Source organism: Pseudomonas sp. KNUC1026, from assembly GCF_021650705.1.
Classification (GTDB): Bacteria; Pseudomonadota; Gammaproteobacteria; order Pseudomonadales; family Pseudomonadaceae; genus Aquipseudomonas.
The window spans coordinates 2,821,522-2,844,127 of record NZ_CP087138.1 but is presented as its reverse complement, the minus strand read 5'-3'; the positions used below and the strand labels follow the sequence as shown (position 1 = coordinate 2,844,127).

The 22,606-nt window shown below is 65.7% G+C and carries 18 protein-coding genes and 2 pseudogenes; 16 read left to right on the top strand and 4 right to left on the bottom strand.

Annotation, left to right across the window (positions count from 1 at the left end; genetic code table 11):
• Positions 1-10: 10 nt before the first annotated feature.
• Complete coding sequence (locus LN139_RS13220; RefSeq protein ID WP_236354164.1) at positions 11-628, bottom strand: LysE family translocator; 618 nt, start codon at positions 626-628, stop codon at positions 11-13.
• A 104-nt stretch (positions 629-732) separates the two neighbouring features.
• Here LN139_RS13220 and LN139_RS13215 point away from each other — a divergent pair, with 104 nt between their 5' ends.
• Positions 733-1,608, top strand: coding sequence for a LysR substrate-binding domain-containing protein (locus tag LN139_RS13215; protein WP_236354162.1), 876 nt, complete (start codon positions 733-735; stop codon positions 1,606-1,608).
• A gap of 121 nt (positions 1,609-1,729) precedes the next feature.
• Here LN139_RS13215 and LN139_RS13210 read toward each other — a convergent pair whose 3' ends face one another.
• Positions 1,730-3,925 carry an OsmC domain/YcaO domain-containing protein gene (locus LN139_RS13210; protein ID WP_236354160.1) on the bottom strand — a complete coding sequence of 732 codons (2,196 nt, stop codon included), beginning with the start codon at positions 3,923-3,925 and terminating at the stop codon, positions 1,730-1,732.
• 152 nt (positions 3,926-4,077) lie between these two features.
• Between LN139_RS13210 and LN139_RS13205 the strand changes: the two genes are divergently transcribed.
• A complete protein-coding gene (locus LN139_RS13205) occupies positions 4,078-4,473 on the top strand; it encodes an ester cyclase (RefSeq protein WP_236354156.1) in 396 nt (131 codons plus the stop codon).
• Here LN139_RS13205 and LN139_RS13200 read toward each other — a convergent pair.
• Positions 4,373-5,331 (bottom strand): annotated as a pseudogene (locus LN139_RS13200) (DMT family transporter). The gene LN139_RS13205 and the pseudogene LN139_RS13200 overlap by 101 nt on opposite strands.
• 96 nt (positions 5,332-5,427) lie before the next feature.
• Here LN139_RS13200 and LN139_RS13195 point away from each other — a divergent pair.
• From LN139_RS13195 to LN139_RS13185, 3 genes are all read left to right on the top strand, one after another.
• Complete coding sequence (locus LN139_RS13195; RefSeq protein WP_236354152.1) at positions 5,428-6,273, top strand: LysR substrate-binding domain-containing protein; 846 nt, start codon at positions 5,428-5,430, stop codon at positions 6,271-6,273.
• 287 nt (positions 6,274-6,560) lie between these two features.
• Complete coding sequence (locus LN139_RS13190) at positions 6,561-8,282, top strand: ABC transporter permease (protein WP_236354151.1); 1,722 nt, start codon at positions 6,561-6,563, stop codon at positions 8,280-8,282.
• An 11-nt stretch (positions 8,283-8,293) separates the two neighbouring features.
• On the top strand, positions 8,294-9,574 hold the full coding sequence (locus LN139_RS13185) for an ABC transporter ATP-binding protein (protein WP_236354149.1): 1,281 nt from the start codon (positions 8,294-8,296) through the stop codon (positions 9,572-9,574).
• 23 nt (positions 9,575-9,597) lie between these two features.
• On the opposite strand, the gene LN139_RS13180 is transcribed toward LN139_RS13185, so the two are convergent.
• Complete coding sequence (locus tag LN139_RS13180; protein ID WP_236354148.1) at positions 9,598-10,500, bottom strand: LysR family transcriptional regulator; 903 nt, start codon at positions 10,498-10,500, stop codon at positions 9,598-9,600.
• Between the two features lie 114 nt (positions 10,501-10,614).
• On the opposite strand from LN139_RS13180, the gene LN139_RS13175 reads away from it, so the two are divergent.
• The 11 genes and pseudogenes from LN139_RS13175 (at position 10,615) to fliM (ending at position 22,568) form a co-directional block, all read left to right on the top strand.
• Positions 10,615-10,854 carry a DUF2798 domain-containing protein gene (locus LN139_RS13175; protein WP_236354147.1) on the top strand — a complete coding sequence of 80 codons (240 nt, stop codon included), beginning with the start codon at positions 10,615-10,617 and terminating at the stop codon, positions 10,852-10,854.
• A gap of 58 nt (positions 10,855-10,912) precedes the next feature.
• Positions 10,913-11,767: a LysR substrate-binding domain-containing protein gene (locus LN139_RS13170; protein ID WP_236354146.1), complete on the top strand. Its 855-nt coding sequence runs from the start codon at positions 10,913-10,915 to the stop codon at positions 11,765-11,767.
• Positions 11,764-12,924, top strand: a complete 1,161-nt coding sequence (locus LN139_RS13165) for a YbfB/YjiJ family MFS transporter (RefSeq protein ID WP_236354145.1) — start codon at positions 11,764-11,766, stop codon at positions 12,922-12,924. The genes LN139_RS13170 and LN139_RS13165 overlap by 4 nt, the downstream gene beginning before the upstream one ends.
• Entirely contained in the window at positions 12,914-13,969 is a 1,056-nt protein-coding gene (locus LN139_RS13160) for an NAD(P)H-dependent flavin oxidoreductase (RefSeq protein ID WP_236354144.1), read from the top strand. Before LN139_RS13165 ends, LN139_RS13160 begins: the two co-directional genes overlap by 11 nt.
• A gap of 44 nt (positions 13,970-14,013) precedes the next feature.
• Positions 14,014-15,137, top strand: a pseudogene (locus LN139_RS13155) (lactonase family protein).
• A gap of 66 nt (positions 15,138-15,203) precedes the next feature.
• Positions 15,204-15,422, top strand: coding sequence for a hypothetical protein (locus LN139_RS13150; protein WP_236354141.1), 219 nt, complete (start codon positions 15,204-15,206; stop codon positions 15,420-15,422).
• Positions 15,423-15,503: 81 nt separating this feature from the next.
• Positions 15,504-19,610 (top strand): CHASE domain-containing hybrid sensor histidine kinase/response regulator, encoded by a 4,107-nt coding sequence (locus LN139_RS13145; protein WP_236354140.1) that lies wholly within the window; start codon positions 15,504-15,506, stop codon positions 19,608-19,610.
• Positions 19,607-20,542, top strand: coding sequence for a diguanylate cyclase domain-containing protein (locus LN139_RS13140; RefSeq protein ID WP_236354138.1), 936 nt, complete (start codon positions 19,607-19,609; stop codon positions 20,540-20,542). Before LN139_RS13145 ends, LN139_RS13140 begins: the two co-directional genes overlap by 4 nt.
• A gap of 101 nt (positions 20,543-20,643) precedes the next feature.
• Positions 20,644-20,946, top strand: coding sequence for a ComEA family DNA-binding protein (locus tag LN139_RS13135; protein ID WP_236354135.1), 303 nt, complete (start codon positions 20,644-20,646; stop codon positions 20,944-20,946).
• 125 nt (positions 20,947-21,071) lie between these two features.
• The gene (fliL, locus tag LN139_RS13130; protein WP_236354131.1) at positions 21,072-21,590 is read left to right on the top strand and encodes a flagellar basal body-associated protein FliL; all 519 of its coding nucleotides are present in this window, start codon (positions 21,072-21,074) and stop codon (positions 21,588-21,590) included.
• A 9-nt stretch (positions 21,591-21,599) separates the two neighbouring features.
• Entirely contained in the window at positions 21,600-22,568 is a 969-nt protein-coding gene (fliM, locus tag LN139_RS13125) for a flagellar motor switch protein FliM (RefSeq protein ID WP_236354130.1), read from the top strand.
• Positions 22,569-22,606: the final 38 nt, after the last annotated feature.

The following is a 22,606-nucleotide window of genomic DNA, read 5'->3' as shown; positions in this document are numbered from 1 at the left end:
ATGGTTGCGCCTACCGGCCCAGGCCGGGCACTACCAGGCAGGCCCCCAGACCAATCAGCGCAGTTCCGATGATCTTGTCCACGATGTGCTGCTGCTGGAGAATCCGCTTGCGCAGCGCCTCGGCAGAAAAGAACAGGGCGACGAAGCTGAACCAGGCCCAGTGGGAAAACGACATGAAGGCCCCCAATGCGAAGTTCAGCGCCAGGCTGCTGCCCGGCTGCACCACCTGGCTGTAGGTGGCTACCACGAAGAGCATGGTCTTGGGGTTCAGTGCATTGGTGAAGAAGCCGGTTCTGAAGGCCTGCCAGGTCGACGGCGGTGTGCCCGAAGCCTGGCCTATCGCCAGCGTCGCGGTGTTGGTGATCGACTTGATGCCCAGGTACACGAGGTAACCTGCGCCCAGCAGCTTCATCGCCATCAACAGCATGGGCGAGTGGGTGATCAGCACCGCCACGCCGAACACGGTGTAGAAAACGTGGACCTGCACGCCGCAGGCGATGCCCAGCGCTGCCAACAGGCCACTGCGCCGGCCGAAGGCATAGCTGTTGCGCGTAACCATGGCGAAATCCGGGCCTGGGCTGATGACCGCCAATACAGTGATGGCGGCGACCGCGATCAGTTCGTTCATTCGAACACTCCAATCTGTGAATCCATTCAAGCCATGAAGGCTGCCTTCATGCATTCTCAGCGCTTAGTGCAGGCTCCGAAAACGATTTATAGTGCTCGAAATCCGTGAGTTTTCATCGACTATATGGCCCTTCCTCCCTCGCTGCATTCCGTTTTTTCAACGCTGCCGCCCAATCACAAAGCTTCATCAAGGCTGCGCAAACCTTGCATGTCACCCATGGCGCGGTGAGCCGCCAGGTTCGTGCATTGGAAGACGCCATGGGCATGGAGCTGTTCGAGCGACGCAATCGCGCTGTTTTCCTCAACGCGGCCGGGCGGCGGTTGCTGGCGGTGACTGCGCCATTGTTCGAACAGCTGGAGGCGGTCGTCGATCAGCTTCAGCATGAAGTGCGTGATGAGGTGGTCGTGGTGTCTTGCGAGCCCACCATCGCCATGAAATGGCTGATACCCCGGCTTGGGGATTTCCACCAGATGCACCCGCACCTGCAAGTGCAATTGCTTGCCGCCGGCGGCCCTATCGATTTCGCACGGTCAGGCGCCGACCTGGCGATTCGCCGAGATGATTTTCACTGGGGAAGCACGGTGCACAGCCTCACCTTGTGCCAGGAAGTGATCGGGCCGGTGTGCGTGCCCGGCTTGCTGCCACTGCCAGAGGGGTTCGCAGGCATGCGGCTGCTGCGCAGCAAGACCCGCCCGCAAGCGTGGCGGCAATGGCAGCAACTGGCAGCTGCTGCGCTCGCAGACACGAGCACGGCCGATTACGAACACTTTTACCTGTGCATCCAGGCCGCCTGCGCAGGCCTGGGCGTCGCCATGGCCTCGCGGCTGATGGTGCAAGAGGAACTGCGCAGTGGGCAACTGGCTGCGCCGCAGGGTTTTGTGCCTGATGGTTCGCGCTACTGCCTGCTGGCGCCCAGGCCTATCGAAAGCGGAGGCAAGTGCGCGTTGTTCGCGAGCTGGTTGCAGGGGCAGTTGCTTTAGGCATTGTTGGGGCTGTGGCGCTATGTCGCCCGTTACACGGCGTCCCACGGTTTGACTTTGTGGGAGGCCGGCTTGCCGGACGCCGTGTAACGGGCGACGTGCAACAGCCGATCAGCCTTTTTCAGCGAACCGCCTGCGCCCGCGCCTGATGCAGCTTCTTGTAGCTCTCCACAAGCCGCTGATGCCGCTCCAGCCCTTCGAGGTTCATGCTCGTGGGCGCAAGGCCAAAGAACCGCACCTCTCCACGCACCGAACCGATCGCCGCCTCCATTCGCGCCTGGCCGAACATCCGGCCGAAGTTTTTCTCGTAATCAGCAAGCTCCAGGTCGCTGTCCAGCTGCACCTCCAGCACCACATTCACCGCCTGGTAGAACAGCCCGCGCTCGACCGTGTTGTCGTTGAACTGCAGGAACATCTCCACCTGCTCCTTGGCGTCGTCATATTTGCGCAGCGCCAGGTTGATGAGCAGCTTCAGCTCCAGAATGGTCAGTTGGCCCCACACGGTGTTGTCGTCGAACTCGATGCCGATCAGCGTTGAAATGTCGGTGTATTCGTCCAGCTCGCTCTCTTCCAGGCGCTTGCCCAGCGCGGCCAGTTCCTTGTCGCTCAAGCGGTGCAGGTTGAGGATGTCTTCGCGGAAAAACAGTGCCTTGTTGGTGTTGTCCCAGATCAGGTCCTCGACCGGGTAGATCTCCGAATAGCCCGGTACCAGGATGCGGCAGGCGTGGGCGCCGAGCTGGTCGTAGGTGGCCACGTACACCTCTTTGCCGAGGCGTTCGAGCAGGCCGAACAGGGTGGTGGCTTCTTTGATGCTTGCATTGTCGCCGTCGCTGGAGAAATCCCATTCCACGAAATCGTGATCGGCCTTGGCGCTGAAGAAACGCCACGACACCACTCCGCTCGAATCGATGAAGTGCTCGACGAAGTTGTTCGGCTCGGTGACGGCGTGGTAGTCGAAGGTCGGCTGCGGCAGGTCGTTCAAACCCTCGAAGCTGCGGCCCTGGAGCAGCTCGGTGAGGCTGCGCTCCAGCGCCACTTCCAGCCGCGGGTGGGCGCCGAAGGAGGCGAACACCCCGCCGGTGCGCGGGTTCATCAGGGTTACGCACATCACCGGGAACTGGCCGCCCAGGGAGGCGTCCTTGACCAGCACCGGGAAGCCTTGCGCTTCCAGCCCCTCGATGCCGGCAACGATGCCGGGGTACTTGGCGAGCACTTCCTGCGGCACATCGGGCAGGGCAATTTCGCCTTCGATGATCTCGCGCTTCACCGCCCGCTCGAAAATCTCCGACAGGCACTGCACCTGGGCTTCAGCCAAGGTGTTGCCGGCGCTCATGCCGTTGCTCAGGAACAGGTTCTCGATCAGGTTCGAGGGGAAGTACACCACCTCGCCATCACTCTGGCGCACATAGGGCAGCGAGCAGATGCCACGCGCCTCGTTACCGGAGTTGGTGTCGAACAGGTGCGAGCCGCGCAGGTCGCCGTCGGGGTTGTAGATGGCCAGGCAGTGCTCATCCAGAATCTCGCCCGGCAGCTCATCGTTGGGCCCTGGCTGGAACCAGCGCTCGTTGGGGTAATGCACGAACTCGGCATTGGCCAGCTCCTGGCCCCAGAACTGGTCGTTGTAGAAGAAGTTGCAGTTCAGCCGCTCGATGAACTCGCCCAGCGCCGAGGCCAGCGCGCTCTCCTTGGTGGCGCCCTTGCCGTTGGTGAAGCACATCGGCGACTGCGCGTCGCGAATGTGCAGCGACCAGACGTTGGGCACGATGTTACGCCAGGAGGCGATCTCGATCTTCATGCCCAGCCCGGCGAGGATGCCGGACATGTTGGCGATGGTCTGCTCCAGCGGCAGGTCCTTGCCCAGGATGCGGGTGGCTTCGCCCGTACTGGTGCTCGGCATCAGCAAGGCCTGGGCATCGGCGTCGAGGTTCTCGACCTCTTCGATGATGAACTCCGGGCCGGCCTGCACGACCTTCTTCACCGTGCAGCGGTCGATCGAGCGCAGGATGCCCTGGCGGTCTTTCTCGGAAATGTCGGCGGGCAGCTCGACCTGGATCTTGAAGATCTGCTGGTAGCGGTTTTCCGGGTCGACGATGTTGTTCTGCGACAGGCGGATGTTGTCGGTGGGGATGTCGCGGGTCTGGCAGTAGAGCTTGACGAAATACGCCGCGCACAGCGCCGAGGAGGCCAGGAAATAGTCGAACGGGCCAGGTGCCGAACCGTCGCCCTTGTAGCGGATAGGTTGGTCGGCCACTACGGTGAAGTCGTCGAACTTGGCCTCGAGGCGCAGGTTGTCGAGAAAATTGACTTTGATTTCCATAAGGCATTACCCAAGAGCTGGCACGGTGAAGGGCGGCCATTATCCGGGTTTTTGGGGGGAAGTCTCGTGCTTTCGGGCCGGTGGGCGCAGTGCCCGGCATGCACCTTGGGCTGCGTTGGCTACACTGTGCGCTTCCCGTGCAGGAGCTTGCCATGGCCGACACTTCACTCAAGGCGCGTTATCGACAGTACCTCGATTGCCTCAATGCCCAGGCCTGGGATCGGCTGGGTGAATTCGTGGCCCAAGAGGTGGTGTACAACGGTGAAGGCATTGGTTTGGCAGGCTACCGCTCGATGCTCGAGCGCGATTACCTGACCATTCCCGACTTGCGCTTCGTGAGTGACCTGCTGCTCGCCGACCCGCCCTGGATTGCCTGCCGGCTGGCGTTCGACTGCTCGCCCCGCGGCGCGTTTCTGGGGCTTGAAACCCACGGCAGGCGCATCACCTTCAGCGAGCATGTGTTCTATCGCTTCGAGCAAGGCAGGATCGTGCAGGTGCAGTCGTTGATAGACGAGGCAGCGGTGCGCCGCGCAATCGCTCCGCCTTGACCACCACCAGCACCCCCACCAGGCACAGCCCGCTCCCCAGCGCGATAGGCCACGACAGTGGGTCACCGAACATGGCCCAGGCCCAGACCAGTGTCACCGCCGGGCTCAGGTACAAGACGCTGGCCACCCGCGTCGGTGAACTGCGGCGCAGGCACAGCCAGTAGAGCCCGTAACCACCCAAACTCGACAGCAGCGCGGTCCACAGCACGCTGGCGGCAAAGCCTGCCGAGGGTATCGGCGCAAGGCCACCTTCGAAACTGGCCAGCACCGCAAAGGCCAGGCTTGAGGCGGCGCAGTGCAGCCACAATGTCGGCACCAAGGGCATGGCCGAGGCCGCCGACGAGTGTTTCTGCCAGAGCGTGGCGACTGCCAGCGAGAGCATGCCGAGCAACGGCAAGGCATAGGCATACACCGGTGCGCTGCCCAGGCGCAGGGCATTGGCGGTAACTGCGAGCACGCCCGCCAGCCCCAGCAGCAGCCCGGCCCAGGCGCGCCAACCCAGCCGCTGGCCCAGCACGCCGGCCGACAACAGCGCCACGCCCAACGGCAACAGATCAGCCAGCAGCGCCGCCAGCCCCGCAGGCACCCCAGGGCGATGCCCTGGACCACGCCCGCAAGGTAGCCACCCATGGCCAGCAAGCCGCTGCCGGCGGTGTGCAGCCAGGTACGCGGCGAGGCGCGCAACAACGGCCGCCAGGCCCAGGGCAGCGACACCAGCATCACCAGCAGGCAGCGCCAGAACACCACCAGCATCGGTGGGGCCTGGTCGAGCGAGAACCGCGCGCCGATGAAGCCTGAACTCCAGACCACGATCAGGCCCGTTTCAAGCAAAGGCAGGGGAAGGTTGCGCAGGTTCATGGCGTGAACTCGTCGGGAAGAGACCCTCAGCCTACGAACCCCGGCTAGTCTTAAAAATCAAAATTACCAACAGCACTGATTCCGGATCATTGAACAATGAGCGCCATCCTCGACATCGACCTGCTGCGCACTTTCCACACCATTGCCCAAAGTGGCCGCTTCAAGGCGGCTGCCGAACAATTGCACAAGAGCCCGGCCGCCATCAGCGTGCACGTGCAGCGCCTGGAGGCAGTGGCTGGAGGGCGGCTGCTCGAACGCAGCAACCAGAGCGTGGCCCTTACCCCGCTGGGCACCCGCTTGCTGGCAGCGACCACCGACCTGCTGCGCAACCACGACCGGGTGCTGGCCGACCTTCACGGCGGCGACCTCGCAGGCCACCTGCGCCTGGGCGTGCCCGATGAATACGCCGAGCACGTGATCCGCGACATTCTCCCCAGCTTCACCGCGCAGCGCCCGAACCTGGTGCTCGAGGTGCAGACCGCGCCGAGCCTCGCCCTGCGCGAGCGGCTGGAGCGCGGCGCGCTGGACCTTGCCGTGGTGGCTCAGGCCAAGGGCGCCAGCAGCAGGCACCAAGGCTTGCTGGCGAGCACCACGCCGGTGTGGGTCAGTGCGCTCAACGGCCCCGACGCCTGGGCCGACCCGCTGCCGCTGGCGCTCTACGGCCGCCATTGCCCGTACCGCCAGGCGATGTTCGACGCGCTGGAGCACAGCGGCCAGCGCTGGCGCGTGGTGCTCGAAAGCGCCTCCAGCCAGGTGGTCAAAGCCTGCGTCGAGTCGGGCCTGGCGGTGACCTTGCTGGACCGTGCCCGGGCGAGCGCTCGGATGCGCATTCTCAGTGGCCTGCCGGCGGTGCCTGACCACGAGATCGTGTTGCTGGCGAGCCAGCGTCGGGCGCCTGTCGCGCAACTGGAACAGGCGTTGTCGCAATACTTCAGGCTGTAATAGCACTGTGCTTTTATTTTCTGAATTTTTTGCCAGTCAGCACCGATTGACCGGCCTCAGGGCCCGGCGTATAAAGCGCTCGCCTCTTCGCGAGGCACACCTATTCTTACGACGAGCGCCATGGACAGTATTCCCGGTAGCCGGCAACTCGCTTCGCTTGAGGCGGGTTGCCGGAACGACAGCCACGAACGACAGCGCCCAACACGGGCCGGTCGGCCGCACCGTATGCCGGGTTGATGCCTGGCCGGCGCTCGCCGTTCCGGTTCACCGGGCCGAGGTAGCGCCGCATGGCACCGTTTTTCAGCTTTTCACAACGCCCCCGTGGCACCGCCCCCAACCGCTGGGACTGGTTCCTGCTGCCTCTGGTGCTGGGCCTGCTGGTGCTTGCCGCCTATGGCGCGGCGCAGATGAGCCGGCCGTTCGTGGTCGGCGAGCCGCTGCCGATTTCGCTCGACCCCTGGGAGCTGCCGTACTACCTGCTGCGCACCATGCTGCGGATGTTCACCGCACTCGGCGTTTCGCTGCTGTTCGCCTTTGCCTTCGCCGCGCTGGCGGCCAAGTACCGGGCTGCGGAAAAAGCCCTGATCCCGCTGCTGGACGTGCTGCAGTCGGTGCCGATCCTGGGCTTTCAGGCCATCGCCATTGCGCCGTTCATTGCCTTGTTCCCGGGCAACCTGCTGGGCGTCGAATGCGCGGCGGTGTTCGCCATCTTCACCTCCCAGGCCTGGAACATGGCGCTGAGCCTGTATCAGTCGTTTCGCACCGTGCCGGCGGAGCTTTCGGAGGCGGCGCAGGTGTTCAGGCTTTCCGGCTGGCAACGCTTCTGGCGCCTTGAGCTGCCCTTCGCGATGCCAGGGCTGTTGTGGAACATGATGATGTCGATGTCCGGCGGCTGGTTCTTCCTGGTAGCGGCCGAGGCTATCAGCGTGGCCGGGCAGGACATCAAGCTGCCCGGCATCGGCTCCTACATCGCCGTGGCCATCGACCAGCGAGCGCTGGGGGCGATTGGCTGGGCCATTGCCGCGATGCTGGCCGGCATCGTGATCTACGACCAGTTGTTCTTCCGCCCGCTGCTGGCCTGGGCCGACCGTTTCCGCTTCGAAGACGCCCAGGGCGAAACCGCCCAGCGTTCCTGGCTGCTGGAGTGGGGCCGCCGCAGCCGCTGGCTGAGCGCTGGCATCGCCTGGCTGTCGGCCGGCGCGCAGCGCGCCATGGGCGCGTTTCCGCAGCGCCACGACGGCCTGCACGTGCCGCGCCGGCAGTGGCAATTGCCGCAGTGGTGGCCGCGCGCCTGGGATGGTGTGCTGCTGATGCTGTGCCTGGCGATCTTCGTCGAGCTGGGGCTGTTCATTCATCAGACCGTCGGCTGGGGCGAGGCGCTGCACGTGATGGGGCTGGGCCTGGTGACGCTGGTGCGGGTGATGGTGCTGATCGCGCTGGCCTCGATAGTGTGGGTGCCGCTGTCGATCTGGATCGGCCTGCGCCCGCGCTACTCGCAAAAGGTCCAGGCACTGGCGCAATTTCTGGCTGCCTTCCCGGTGAACCTGCTGTTCCCGCTGGTGGTGGTGGCGCTGGTGCATTTCGACCTGTCGCCGAACCTGTGGCTGAGCCCGCTGATGGTGTTCGGCACCCAGTGGTACATCCTCTTCAACGTGGTTGCCGGCGCCGCCACCATCCCCTTCGAGCTGCGCCTGGCGGCCGACAACCTCGGCCTGCGCGGCTGGCTCAAATGGAAGCGCGTGTACCTGCCGGCGGTGTTTCCCAGTTTCGTCACCGGCGCCATCACCGCAAGCGGGGGTTCCTGGAACGCCAGCATCGTGGCCGAGTACGTCACCTGGGGCGACACCACGCTGCAGGCCACCGGCCTTGGCAGTTACATCAAGCAAATGACCGACGCCGGTGACTTTCACCGCATCGCCCTGGGCATCGGGGTGATGTGCATCTACGTGATGCTGCTCAATCGCTTTTTCTGGCGCCGGCTGTACCTGCGCGCCGAATCCCGCCGTTAAGGGGTGCTGCCATGGCTGTAGAAACACTGATCGAATTGAGCGCCGTCGACAAAGGCTTCAAGGCCAGCGACGGTACTTCCCGCACGGTGCTGGAGCAGGTCGAGCTGCGCCTGCACGACCGCGAGATCGTTGCCTTGCTGGGCCGCTCCGGCTCGGGCAAATCGACGTTGCTGCGCATCATTGCAGGCCTGGTGGCTGCCGATAAGGGCGCTGTCAACTATCGGGGCCGGCCTGTGCACGGGCCGGTGGCCGGGGTGGCGATGGTGTTCCAGTCGTTTGCCTTGTTCCCGTGGCTAACGGTGCAGCAGAACGTCGAGCTGGGCCTGGAGGCGCAAGGGGTGCCAGCGGCCGAGCGTGCGCGCAAGGCGGGTGAGGCGCTGGAGCTGATCGGCCTGTCGGGCTTTGGCGGTGCGCTGCCGCGCGAGCTCTCCGGCGGCATGCGCCAGCGGGTCGGCATCGCCCGGGCGCTGGTGACCAACCCCGAAGTGCTGCTGATGGACGAAGCCTTCTCGGCGCTGGACGTGCTCACCGGCCAGACCCTGCGCGACGACATGCTCGAGCTCTGGGATGAGCAGCGCATCGACACCCGCAGCATCCTGGTGGTGTCGCACAACATCGAAGAGACGGTGATGATGGCCGACCGCATCGTGATCCTGTCCAGCGACCCCGGACGGGTGAGGGCGCAGTTGCGCATCGACCTGCCGCGCCCGCGCAATGCCGATTCCGAAGAGGTGCGCGCACTGGTGGCCCAGGTGTACGCGATGATGACCCAGCCCGCCGGCGCCGCGCCGCTGGCGGCACCGGCGCCGGCCTATCGGCTGCCCGATGCCGACGTCGAACGCATGGAAGCGGTGCTCGACCTGCTGGCGGTTGCGCCGTTCAACGGCAAGGCACGCCTGGCGCAACTGGCCGAGGAAACCGAGCTGGCCGACGAAGCCTTCCTGCCGATCTGCGAGGCGCTGGGCATTCTGGGCCTGGCGCACCTGGTGGACGGCGAGTTGCGTCTGGATCGCCAGGGCCAGCATTACGTGCATGCCCGCCAGGCGCGCCGGCAGGACCTTTTCGCCCGCCAGTGCCGCGGCCGGGTGCCGGTGATCAACTACATCCTCGACGCCCTGCACGTGGCCGCCGACGGCGCGGTGCCCGAAGCCGCCGTGCTGGCCCGGCTGGAAGAGCTGATGGACAGCGAAGAAGCGGCGCGTGTGTTGAAGGTGGCGATCGAGTGGGGGCGCTATGCCGAGCTGTACGAGTACGATTTCCATACGCGGCAGTTGCGCCTGAACCGGGAATAGCGGGCACCCGGAGAAATCGCGTATTACGTGGGCTGGTCCACGCCCAGCCGCTCTTGCAGAAAGCCTATCAGCGCCCGCACCCGCGCATTGAGTGCGCTGCGGTCGCTGACGCACGCATAGATCTGCATGGGTTCAGGTTGTTCGGTGCCGTCGAACAGCGTCACCAGCTCACCCCGGCGCAGGTCGGGTTCGGCGACGAAACTGGCCAGCCGGGCGATGCCGCCGCCGTTGGCGGCGATCTGCGCGATCATGTCCACGTCGTCGCAGATGAACGCAGGGTTGATCCTCGCCTCGACGCGCTTGCCGTTTTGCATGAAACCCCAAGGCAGGAAACGCCCGTCGGTAGGGTAGCGGAACGCGAGGCAGGCATGCTGCTGAAGGTCGACGAGGGTGACGGGGGTGCCGGCCCGCGCCAGGTAGGCCGGTGCGGCGCAGAACACGAATGGCCGGGTCGCAAGCGGCAGGGCGATGAGCTGTTCGCTCAGTTGCGCGCCGATGCGCAGGCTCAGGTCGACGCCTTCGAGCCGATGGTCGACGCGGCGATCGGTGCCGATCAGTTCAACTGCGATGCCCGGATAACGTTCGGCAAAAGCAGGCATCAACGGTGCCAGTACATGGCGGCCGAAGGCTGCCGTGCTGGCTACGCACAGGCGGCCCTGGGGCAGGCTCTGGGCGCCGGCGGCCTGGGCGGCCAAGGCAACCGCGTTGGGAATGTGCTGCGCCTGGTCGTAGTAGCGTGCGCCGCTTTCGGTCAACGCCATGTGCCGCGTGGTACGTGAAAGCAGCCGCACGCCCAGGTGTGCTTCAAGCTTGGCCAGGCTCTGGCTCACGGCTGCGGGGCTCACCCCCTGCGCTCGCGCCGCGGCGGCAATGCTGCCGGCCTCTACCACGCGGATGAACGTGTTGATCAGGTTCAGCATGTCCATGCTCACCTCGGGATTCGTCAGTTTTACTTAGGTGTGAAACAAGCAGCCGCTGCCTACCGGCATGGGTGAAATGCCTTTAGCGTATCGCCACGACGACGCCTGAAGGAGATCGAAATGCCCCGGTTGAAGCTGCATCCCCGCACCACACCTTACGTTTTTGCGCTGTACATGGCCTGCATCATGGCTTTTCTGATGTGCCTGGTCATCACTTGGGCTGAGTTTGGATTGACTCAAGACTATTTGCAGAATGTATTGAATGCCTACCGTATCGCCATGCCGGCGGCCTTCTGCTGCGTGCTGGTGGTACGGCCGATGGTGGCGCGGTTGGTGGCTTGGACCGTACACAGTGGGTAGGCTCGATTAATCTCAAAAAAGATTATTTTGTTTTTATAGATCTTTTTATGAGATTCAAATGGACCTTACCTCGCTCGATATTTTCGAGGCCGTTGCCGCCGAACTGAGCGTCACGCGCGCGGCCCACGTGCTCGGCCGCGCCCAATCAAATGTCACCACGCGCCTGCAAGCGCTGGAACAGCAGCTGGGCGCCAGCCTGTTCCTGCGCGAAGGCAAGCGCCTGTCGCTCACCGAGCAGGGCGCCACCTTTCTGGGTTACAGCCGGCGCCTGCGCGCTTTGGCAGACGAAGCGCGGCAAGCGCTGCACCCTGATGTACCAGCAGGCACGCTGCGCCTGGGCAGCATGGAAAGCACCGCAGCGGCGCGCCTGCCCAACGTTCTGGCGCGGTTGCACGGCACCTGGCCTGAGCTGGAACTGAACCTCACCACCGGCACCTCCCAGGGCCTGCTGCGGCAATTGGCAGGCGGCGAGCTGGATTGCGCCCTGGTCGCGCTGGTTGACGACCAAGGCCAGGCGCCGCAGGAGCAACTGGCCGAACTGGGTTTGCAGGGCGAAGCGCTGATCGCCGAGGAGATGCTCTTGCTGGTGCCCGCGAGCCATGGCAGCCAAAGCACACAGGGCCTGCGCCTGGCCGGCTTTGCCCAGGGCTGCACCTATCGCGGCCTGGGCCAGCGTTGGCTGGAGCGCGACGGCAGTGTGCGGGTTCAGGAGGTCGGCTCTTATCACAACATGCTGGCCTGCGTTGCCGCCGGGCACAGCGCTTGCGTTGTGCCACGCAGCCTGCTGGCGCTGCAGGTTGATCTTCCCGTGCGGGTGCAAGCGTCGCTGGGCACGGTGCATACCTGGCTCGCCTGGCGCACCGGCTATGCCACTGCCGGCCTTGGTGCGCTGCGCCAGGCGTTCACGGCATGAGCCGCGACCTGCGCTCGGCCATCGCCGCAGCCTTGGTGATGGCGGTCGCCATGGGCTTTGGCCGCTTCGCCTTCACCGGCTTGTACCCGGTGATGGTGCGCGATGGGGTGATCTCCGTCAGTGATGGCAGCCTGGCCGCTTCGGCCAATTACCTGGGTTACCTGCTGGGCGCATTGGGTGCCGCCAGGCTGAGTGCCGCGCGCGCTCACAGCTGGGTGTTGGCCGGGCTGGTAGCAACGGTGCTGGGTTTGGCGGCGTTGGCGGTGGCGGGTGCGCCCTGGTTGATCGTCTGCGTGCGCGGCCTTGCCGGCGCATTCAGCGCGCTGGCGATGATCGCCGCCTCCCTGTGGCTGCTGCAGCACCGTGGCCATGCGCGGGGTGCGCCGCTGTTGTATGCCGGCGTTGGCCTGGGCATCGCGCTGTCGGCGGAGTTGCTGGCGCTGGGCGAATGGGCGGGGCTGGGCGCGTTCGCCTTGTGGGGCCTGCTGGCCGGGGTGGCGTTGCTGCTGAGCCTGGCGAGCCTGCCCTGGCTGGATGCCTCGGCCATCGAGCCTGCCGCCGTTCATGCCACGCAGAGCGCGCAGGCGCCGCTGGTGGCCTGGCGGTTGATCGGCCTGTATGGGCTGGCAGGGCTGGGCTATATCGTCACTGCCACCTACCTGCCGCTGTTGATCGAGGGCGCGCTGGGTGCTGCCAACCCGGTGCATGCCTGGACGGTCTTCGGCCTGGGAGCTGCGCCTTCCTGCCTGCTGTGGCACCGGTTGCACGAGCGGCTGGGCACGCGCCGCGCGCTGGCGCTGAACCTTGCCGTGCAAGGGGTGGGTGTGGTGCTGCCGGCCCTGAGCCAGGCGCCGCTGGTTTACCTGGCCAGTGCCCTGCTGGTGGGCGCGACCTTCATGGGCACTGTCACCATCGCCTTGCCCGCTGCGCGCCTGGCGGCAGGCGATTCGAAACTCAACATGATGGCGGTGATGACGGCCGCCTATGGCGTCGGCCAGATCGCCGGCCCGCTGGTGGCCGGCTGGCTCTACGCCCGCAGCCATTCATTCGCATCTTCGTTGGTGCTGGCAGCGCTGGCCTTGTGGCTTGGTGCGTTGCTGGCCGAGCCGTTTCGCAACCCTTCTGAACCTATAGGAGAACACGCTGATGAGCATTGACCGTGCAACCCGCCTGCTAGGCATTCGTTACCCGATCGTGCAGGCGCCGATGGTCGGGGTGTCCACCCCGGCACTGGCTGCCGCTGTCAGCGAGGCCGGCGCCTTGGGCTCACTGGGGCTTGGCGGCAGCAGCGTGGCACAGGCGCGCGAGTTGATCGCGCACACTCGCGCGATCACTGCGCGGCCGTTCAACCTCAACCTGTTCTGCCACGCGCCCAGCGGCCACGACCCGGCCCGAAGCGCCGCCTGGATCGCCCATTGGGCACCGCATTTCGAACGGCTGGGCGCGCCGGTGCCCACTGAGCTCAAGCCGCCGTACCAGAGCTTTCTAGCCAACGAGCCGATGCTGGAGCTGTTGCTGGCCGAACGGCCAGCGGTGGTGAGCTTTCATTTTGGCGTGCCACCTGCCGACTGGATCAAGGCGCTGAAGGCCCGAGGCATCGTGACGCTGGGCTGCGCCACCACGCTGGCAGAGGCCCAGGCGGTGGAGCAGGGCGGTATCGACGCGGTGGTGGCGCAGGGCTTCGAAGCGGGCGGGCACCGTGGCGTGTTCGACCCCAGCCAGGATGACCAACTGGGCCTGCACGCGCTGCTGCCCCAGTTGGCCGGGCAGGTTCGGGTGCCGGTGATCGCCGCCGGCGGGATCATGGACGCCGCCGGCATCCAGGCCGCCCTCGCCGCAGGTGCCAGCGCCGTGCAAATGGGCACCGCCTTCCTGCTCTGCCCGGAAGCTTCCACCACTGCCGCGCACCGCGCCGCGCTCAGCAGCGCACAGGCTCGCCACACACGCGTCACCACCTGCGTCTCCGGCCGCCCAGCCCGCGGCCTGCCCAACGCGCTTTACTTGGAGCAACACTCCAGCCCCTATCCACAACCCGCCGAATTCCCCCTGGCCTACGACCTCTCCAAACAACTCAACACCCTGGCCACCCCCAGCACCGCCTACGCCGCCCAATGGGCCGGCCAAGGTGCCCCATTGGCGCAAGCGCTACCCGCCAGCACCCTCATCCAACAATGGACCGCTCTCTTGCCGCTTGAAGCTTGAAGCTTATAGGATGACCGACCACAACAAGAACAAAGGACCCCGCCATGCGCACTCCGCTCTTGCTTGCCGCCGCCGTCACCTTTTTCAGCCTTCAGGCCCACGCCATGACCTATGCCTATATCTCCAGCCCCCTGGACGGTTTGATCTCGCAATATCACCTGGACGATGACACCGGTGCCCTGAAACTGGTGAAACAGACTCACGCCGGTGAGCAGGTCAACCCGATGGCCCTGAGCCCGGACGGCAAAGCGCTCTATGCCGCCCTGCGGACCAAGCCCTACACCGTCAAGAGCTATCGCATCGACCCCGCCAGCGGCCATTTGCAGGAAAATGGCCAGGCGCCGCTGGCCGAGAGCCTGGCGTACCTTGCGACCGACCGCAGCGGGCATTGGCTGCTGGGAGCCTCCTACGGTGCTGATTTGCTGACCACCCAGGCCATCGGTGAGGGTTACCACCCCGCCAGCACCTGGCAAACCTTCAAGACCGGGCCCCACGCCCACTCGGTGCGCACCGATCCTTCCAACCGGTTCGCCTATGCCGGCAACCTGGGCAACGATCACCTGCTGCAGTACCGCTTCGACGCCGCCACCGGCACGCTGGCACCGGTGGGCAGTGGCTACGTCACTCTGCCGCCCAAAACCGGCCCGCGGCATATCGCGTTTTCTGCCGATGGGCGTTTCGTCTATGTGGTCGGGGAGATGAGCGGCACGGTCACCGGCTACGCCATCGACCCCCAGAGCGGCGCACTCAAGGAGGTCGGCAGCGCCGATGGCGTACCGGCCAGCCTCAAGCTGGTACGCGGCGAGGCGCGCGATGCCAGCAACAACAACCTCGAAGGCGACCCCACGCCGCGCATCTGGGCCGCCGACTTGCGTCTGTCTCCTGACGGAAAGCTGCTATACATGACCGAGCGAACCTCCAGCAGCGTATCGGCGTTCACACTCGACAGCACCGGCAAGCCGGCCTTCGCCGGGAACTACCCGGTCCAGGAAAAACAGCCGCGCAACATCGCCTTTTCCCCCAACGGCCGCTGGCTGCTGGTGACCGGCGAAAAAGCGCGACCGTCGGCAGCTATTCGGTGGGTGCGCAAGGGGCGCTGCAACGGGTTGGCGAGGCTGCTTCCGGCAAAGGCGCACTGTGGATCGAGGTGTGGCAAACGAAACCTTGAGCGGCTGAACTGTCCTGGGCATCGCGTTGTCATACCCTGTAGCCGTTTTGGTAATTAAGGACCGCGATGATCAGGACAGCCTCGGCGTTTTTACCCACGGCCGCCGTGACCTTCGCGCTTGGCCTCACGGTGGCGGTGCTGGGCAGCCTCTGGGTGATGCGCGGCAACGACGAGCGTGCGCAGGCAGCCGCAGCCGATGCCGCTCAAAATACGGGCGAGGCGGTCTACCGGCGCATCCAGCTCTACCAGTATGGCTTGCGGGGGCTCGCGGCGCGGTCACGGTGATGGGCGACGACCACATCAGCCGCGCGCTGTTTCACCGCTATGCCCTGACCCGCGACCTCTCCACCGAATTCCCCGGCGCCCGTGGCTACGGCTTCGTGCGCCGCGCTCAGCCCGGCGCAGCAGCCGGCCTTCATTGCCCAGGCCCGCGCCGACGGGGCGCCCGACTTCGACGTGCGCCAATTGGCACCGCAGTCCGGCGACCGCCTGGTGGTGCAATACCTTGAACCCGAGCAGGGCAATGAGGCCGCCATCGGCCTGGACATCGCTTCGGAAGTGACCCGCCGCACCGCGGCGCTCGACGCTATCCGCAGCGGTGAACCGCGCCTGACCGGGCCGATCACCCTGGTGCAGGCCACCGGCCAGGCCGCGCAGTCGTTTCTGATCCTCATGCCGGTGTACCGCACCATCACCACGCCAACCCGGGTAGCCGAACGTGAAGCCCAGGCGGTGGGCCTGACCTTTGCGCCGCTGCTGATGCGCGATGTGCTGGCGGAACTGAAGATCGACACCGGCACCCAGCAGGTCGACCTGGTCGACATCACCCAGCCGGACCAGCCCAAGCCCTTCTACAGCAGCCCCGCGCTCACCGGCGAGGAGCTTTATCCGCAACATCTGACCCTCGACCTGCTGGGCCGGCGTTGGCAGCTGGACTTCAGCGTCGGCAGCGCGTTCGTCAAGGCGCTGCACCTGCCGTCGCCTGGCCTGGTGCTGCTCGCCGGTGCCCTGGCCAGCCTGCTGCTGGCGTGCCTGGCCGGCGCGCTGGCTACCGGTGCGCGCCAGCGCCGGCAGATCGCCGATGCGCGCATGGAACTGGGTGCAATCGTCGAAAGCGCCTCCGACGCAATCATCGGCACGACGCTCAAGGGCCAGGTCACCAGTTGGAACCATGGTGCCGAGCTGTTGTTCGGCTACAGCGCCGAGCAGGCGATCGGGCGTGGCACCGCCGAGCTGATGCTGCCCGAAAGCCGCCACGAGGAGGAGCGGCAAATGCTTGAGCGCATTGCCGCAGGCGAGGTGGTGGGGCATTTCGATACGCAGCGGCTCAATGCTCAGGGCGAGGCGATCGACGTGTCGTTGAGCCCGTCACCGGTGTTCGACGCCAGTGGCAAGGTCGCGGCGGCCTCGGTGACAGTGCGCGACATCTCCCTGCAAAAGGCCCAGGCTGCCCGCATCCTGGAGCTCAATGCCAGGCTGCGCGCGCAGGTCAACGACAGCATGGCGACCAACCGCGCCATTCTCGAGGCGATGATCGACCCGGTGCTCACCGTCGATGCCCACGGCACCGTGCAGTCCTTCAACCCGGCAGGCACACGGGTGTTTGGCTATACGCCCGACAACCTGATCGGGCAGAACGTCGAAAAGCTCATCCCGCGCGGCTACTGGCGCCTGATCGACCGGCTGATCGCCCGCGGCAGCCGCCAGCGCCAGGTGGGCGGCCAGCAGCGGCGCCTGGAAATCAGCGGCCAGCGCCAGGACGGCTCGATCTTCCCGGCGCGGGTGTCGGTAGGCTTCAAGGCAGGCACTGGCGAGCGTGTGTTCGTTTGCGTAGTGAGCGACATCACCCAGCAGCGCCGCCAGCGCAGCGAGCTGATGGCGGCCCGCGATCAGCTGCTGCTGGCGGCAGAAGCCGCGCAGTTGGGAATCTGGGCCTGGGACGTGATCAGCGGTGACATCCAGTGGAACCCGCGCATGTACGAAATCTACGGGCTGCCCAACAACCTGGAAAGCGGCGAGAAGATCTTCCAGCAATGGCTATGGCGGCTGCACCCGGCCGACCGGCCCGGCACCGAGGCGGCGTTGCAGGCCCTGGTTGAACACGACACACCTTTTGAGCTGGTGTTTCGGGTGATGCTGCCGGACGGCCAACTGCGCTACGTGCAGTCTGGCGGCCGTGTCGAGCGCGCGCCCAACGGCAAGGCGCTGCGGGTGACCGGCATCAACCTTGACGTGACTGCCTCCCGCGAGCTTGAAACCCGCCTGCGACAGGCCAAGGCCCAGGCCGACGAGGGCAGTGCCGCCAAGTCTGCATTCCTGGCCAACATGAGCCACGAAATCCGCACGCCGATGAACGCTGTGCTGGGCATGCTGCAACTGGTGCAGCGCACCAGCCTCGACAGCCAGCAGATGGACTACCTGTCCAAGGCACGGCAGGCGGCCACCTCGCTGCTCGACCTGCTCAACGACGTGCTGGATTACTCCAAGATCGAAGCGGGCAAGCTGGTACTGGACCCACACCCCTTCGAGCTCGAAACACTGCTGCAGGAGCTGGCGGTGATCATGGCCGGCAACCAGGGCAACAAGGAGGTCGAAGCGGTGTTCGACATCGACCCGCGCCTGCCGTCGTGGCTGGTGGGCGACGCCTTGCGGCTCAAGCAGATCCTGGTGAACCTCGCCGGCAACGCCCTGAAGTTCACTGCAGAGGGCGAAGTGGTGGTGCGCCTGAGCATGCTGCACCGGCTGGGCCGAGGCGTGGGCGTGCGGGTGGCGGTGCAGGATACCGGCATCGGCATCACCCCCGAGCAACGCGAGCGCATCTTCCAGGGTTTCAGCCAGGCCGAAGCCTCCACCACCCGCCGCTTTGGCGGCACCGGCCTGGGCCTTGTGATCAGCAATCGCCTGGTGGAGCTGATGGGGGGCACCTTGTGCCTGGAGAGCGAACCGGGCAAGGGCAGCCGCTTCTGGTTCGACGTGGTGCTGGAGGCCGACCGCGCCACCGTGGCCGCGCAGGCGCCCGAGATGGCCCGGCCCGGCCTGCGCCTGCTGGTGGCAGACGACAACGGCACCAGCGCCGATGTGCTGGTGCGCATGGTGCGCTCGCAGGGCTGGTACGCCGAGAGTGTCACCGGCGGCCAGGCAGCGGTGGCGCGTGCCTGCCAGGCGCATGCCCAGGCCGAGGCCTTCGACCTGGTGCTGATGGACTGGCGCATGGCCGACCTCGACGGCCTCGGCGCTGCCGAGCAGATCCGCCGAAGGCTGGGCGATACCGCGCCGCGGTTGATCATGGTGACCGCCTATTCCGATGAACTCCACAGCGCCGCAGCCCAGGCGCTGCGTGAAGCCTTCACGGCGATGATGACCAAACCGGTGACCCCGTTGCAGCTGCGCAACGCGGTGTACGACGCCATGGGCGGGGCGCCGGTGACGGTGGTACCGGCCCCCGCCGAGCGCCAGCGCCGGCTGGCGGGGCTGTATGTGCTGGTGGTGGAAGACAACGCGCTCAACCGCCAGGTCGCCAGCGGCCTGCTGCACGCCGAAGGCGCACGCGTACACCTGGCTGAAAACGGCAAAGAGGGTATCGAAGCGGTGCAAGGCAGCGCCGAGCCCTTCGACGCGGTGCTGATGGACGTGCAGATGCCCGAGCTGGATGGCTTGCAGGCGACTCGGCTGATTCGTGCCGACGGCCGTTTTGCCCGCCTGCCGATCATCGCCATGACCGCCAATGCTGGCGCCGAAGACCGCGCCGCCTGCCTGCAGGCCGGGATGAACGACCACCTGGGCAAACCCATCGACCTGGGCCGGCTGGTGGATGTGGTGCGCCATTGGACCGGCCGCGACGAATTGCCTGCCAGTGCCCAGCCAGGCAAACAGGCCCCGGCCGACAGCCTGCTCGAACCCTGGGGAGCCATCCTGGCGCGCTTCGATGGTGACCAGGCGCTGCTGCGCGAGGTGCTGGCAGTGTTCGTCAGCGATTGCGGCGAGTTGCTCCAGCGCCTGCGCGGGCTGATGGCCGAACCTGACCCGCAAGCGGCGCGAGCCCTGTTTCACGCCATCAAGGGCAGCGCCGCGACCATGGGCGCGCGGGCACTCTCCGAGCGCGCCGGGGCGCTTGAGCAGGGCATGAACCGGGATGACCCCGATGCCATGGTGGAGTTGATGGCCGGCACCGGCATTCAGGCGCTGGACGAGTTGCTGCAGGCCAGCGCGGCCGCCCTGCATGAGCGCCTGGGCGCACCGGCAGCGGCTGACCCTGCGCCGCCTGCGGTACCGAACTGGGTAGAAGGGCTTGCAGCGCTGGAGGCCAGCCTGCGCAGCGGCAACCTGCAGGCGCTGGAGATGGTGCAGCGCCTGAGCTATGCCGCCCCGCCGGTCGCAAGCCCTTGGTGGCCGCGCCTGGTGGGCCAGGTCAACGCCCTGGATTTCAATGCCGCGCTGGCCACCGTCAATACCTTGCAGGAGCTGAACCCATGATCGGCTTCATGGAGCACTGGGCGCTGCACATCGGCCGGCCGCCGCGTTTGTTGCTGGTCGATGACCAACCGGCGAACATCCTGGCGCTCAACCAGCTGTTTCGGGCCGAGTGCGAGGTGTTCATGGCCACCGACGGCGAGCAGGCCTTGCGCCAGGCCGACCAGCACCGGCCTGATCTGATCCTGCTGGATGTGATGATGGACCGCATGGACGGCTATGAAGTGTGCCAGCGGCTCAAGGCTTCGGCGCTGACCGAGGACATTCCGATCATCTTCCTCACCTCGCACCGTAGCGAGGCCGACGAGGTGCGCGGTTTCCAGCTTGGCGCCGTGGACTTCATCAGCAAGCCGGTCAACCCGGTGATCGTGCGCGCCCGTGTCGAAACCCACCTCAAGCTCAAGCTGCAAGGTGACCTGCTGCGCCGCGCCGCCCTCACCGACGGGCTCACAGGGCTCGCCAACCGCCGCCATTTCGACGAGCAATTGCAGTTGCACTGGCGCCAATGCCAGCGCGACCAGGCGCCGCTGGCGTTGATCCTGGTCGATGTCGACCATTTCAAACGCTACAACGACCACTACGGCCACCTGGCCGGGGACGCTTGCCTGCGCGCCGTGGCGCAGGCGCTGGGGCAGGGCATGCAGCGGCCCTACGACCTGGCGGCGCGCTATGGCGGCGAGGAGTTCGCCTGCCTGCTGCCCAGCACGTCCGCCAACGGCGCGCGGCATGTCGCCGAGCAGTTGCAACGGCTGATCGAGGCGCTGGCGCTGCCTCACGAGGCCTCCCCGCTGTCGCCTTTGATCACGGTTTCACAAGGAGTCGCGGTGCGCGTGCCAGTGGCTGATGACGAGCCCAGGCAACTGATCGAGGAGGCCGATACGTTGCTGTACCGCGCAAAGCTCGAAGGGCGGGCGCGGTACTGCCTAGCGGTGTAATCGCTGCTTACAACCTGCACTGGCAGGGTTTCCCGGTTGCGCTAGGGTTCAGGCACGGCTAACGGATGGGCCGTTGAGCCAACTTGAACAGGATGTCACCCATGCGCAAATTCCTCCTTGCCCCCGTCCTCGCCCTCGCGCTGGGGGCCACAGCACCGTTGGCCTGGGCCAATACGCCTCCGGCGATGGCCCAGGCCGCCCAGGCTGCCGCGCTCAACCTCAACACTGCCGATGCCGACGCGCTGCGCCAGGGGCTGGCCGGTATCGGCCAGGCCAAGGCCGAGGCGATCATCGCCCACCGCGAGGCTAATGGCGCTTTCAACTCTGTGGATGAGCTGCTTGAGGTCAAGGGCATCGGCAAGGCATTGCTGGAGCGCAACCGCGAGCGGCTCGCCGTCAACTGAGGCGCGGTTGCCGGCCCCGGGCTTCAGGGCAGCCGCCCAGCCGGGGCTGATTCAAAACTGGCACAAGCTTTGCTCTCTCCCTCGCATCCAAGGGTTCACCCCTCGAACAGCGACGGAATATTGGCATGGCAAAGAAAGAAGCACCGGCAGCGGACGCAGCCGCTCCCGCCAAGAAAGGCAAGCTCAAGTTCATCATCCTGATCGTGCTGGTGCTGCTCATCGCCATTGGCGGCTCGGTAGGCGCGACCTGGTTCTTCCTGCACAAGGGCCAGAGCAAAGACGAAAAACCGGCGCAAGAGGCCGCCGCTGCAGCCAACGCCAAACCGGCTGCCATTTACGAGGCACTGTTGCCTGCCTTCGTGGTCAACCTCAATCAGAACGGTCGCCAGCGTTACCTGCAGGTCAGCATCACCTTGATGAGCCATGATGCCGCCGGCATGGCCGCACTCAAGGAACACATGCCAGTGATCCGCAACAACCTGGTGCTGTTGCTCTCGGGCCAGGATTTCAACCAGTTGGCAACGCCGGTGGGTGAAGAGATGCTGCGCCAGAAAGCCACCGCCAGCGTGCAGGAAGTGACCCAGAAAGAGCTCGGCAAGCTGGTGGTCGACCAGTTGCTGTTCACCAATTTCGTATTGCAATAGGAAAGCACCATGGCCGTTCAGGACCTGCTCTCCCAGGACGAAATCGATGCGTTGCTGCACGGGGTCGACGATGGCCTGGTGCAGACCGAGAGCCCCGTAGAGCCCGGTAGCGTCAAATCCTATGACCTGACCAGCCAGGACCGCATCGTGCGGGGGCGCATGCCCACCCTGGAAATGATCAACGAGCGTTTCGCCCGTTATACCCGCGTGAGCATGTTCAACCTGCTGCGCCGTTCCGCCGATGTGGCCGTGGGCGGCGTGCAGGTGATGAAGTTCGGTGAGTACATCCACTCGCTGTACGTGCCCACCAGCCTCAACCTGGTCAAGTTCAAGCCGTTGCGTGGCACGGCGCTGTTCATTCTCGACGCCAAGCTTGTGTTCAAGCTGGTCGACAACTTCTTCGGCGGCGATGGCCGCCACGCCAAGATCGAAGGCCGCGAGTTCACCCCGACCGAACTGCGGGTGGTGCGCATGGTGATCGACCAGGCGTTCATCGACCTCAAGGAAGCCTGGCAGGCGATCATGGAGGTGAATTTCGAGTACATCAGCTCTGAAGTGAACCCGGCCATGGCCAACATCGTCGGGCCGAGCGAGGCGATCGTGGTCTCGACCTTCCACATCGAACTCGATGGCGGCGGTGGCGATTTTCACGTGACCATGCCGTATTCGATGGTCGAGCCGGTGCGCGAGATGCTCGATGCCGGCTTCCAGTCCGACCTGGACGATCAGGACGAGCGCTGGGTCAAGGCGCTGCGCGAGGACGTGCTGGATGTCTCGGTGCCGCTGTCGGCGACCGTGGCGCGGCGCACGCTCAAGCTGCGCGACATCCTGCACATGCAGCCGGGCGATGTGATCCCGGTCGAGCTGCCAGAAGAGCTGGTGATGCGCGCCAACGGCGTGCCCTCGTTCAAGGCTCGGCTCGGTTCGCACAAAGGCAACCTGGCCTTGCAGATCACTTCTCCGATCGAGCGCCGCTGACGGCGCCGACGCAATCGACAACCGGATTTTCGAGGGTT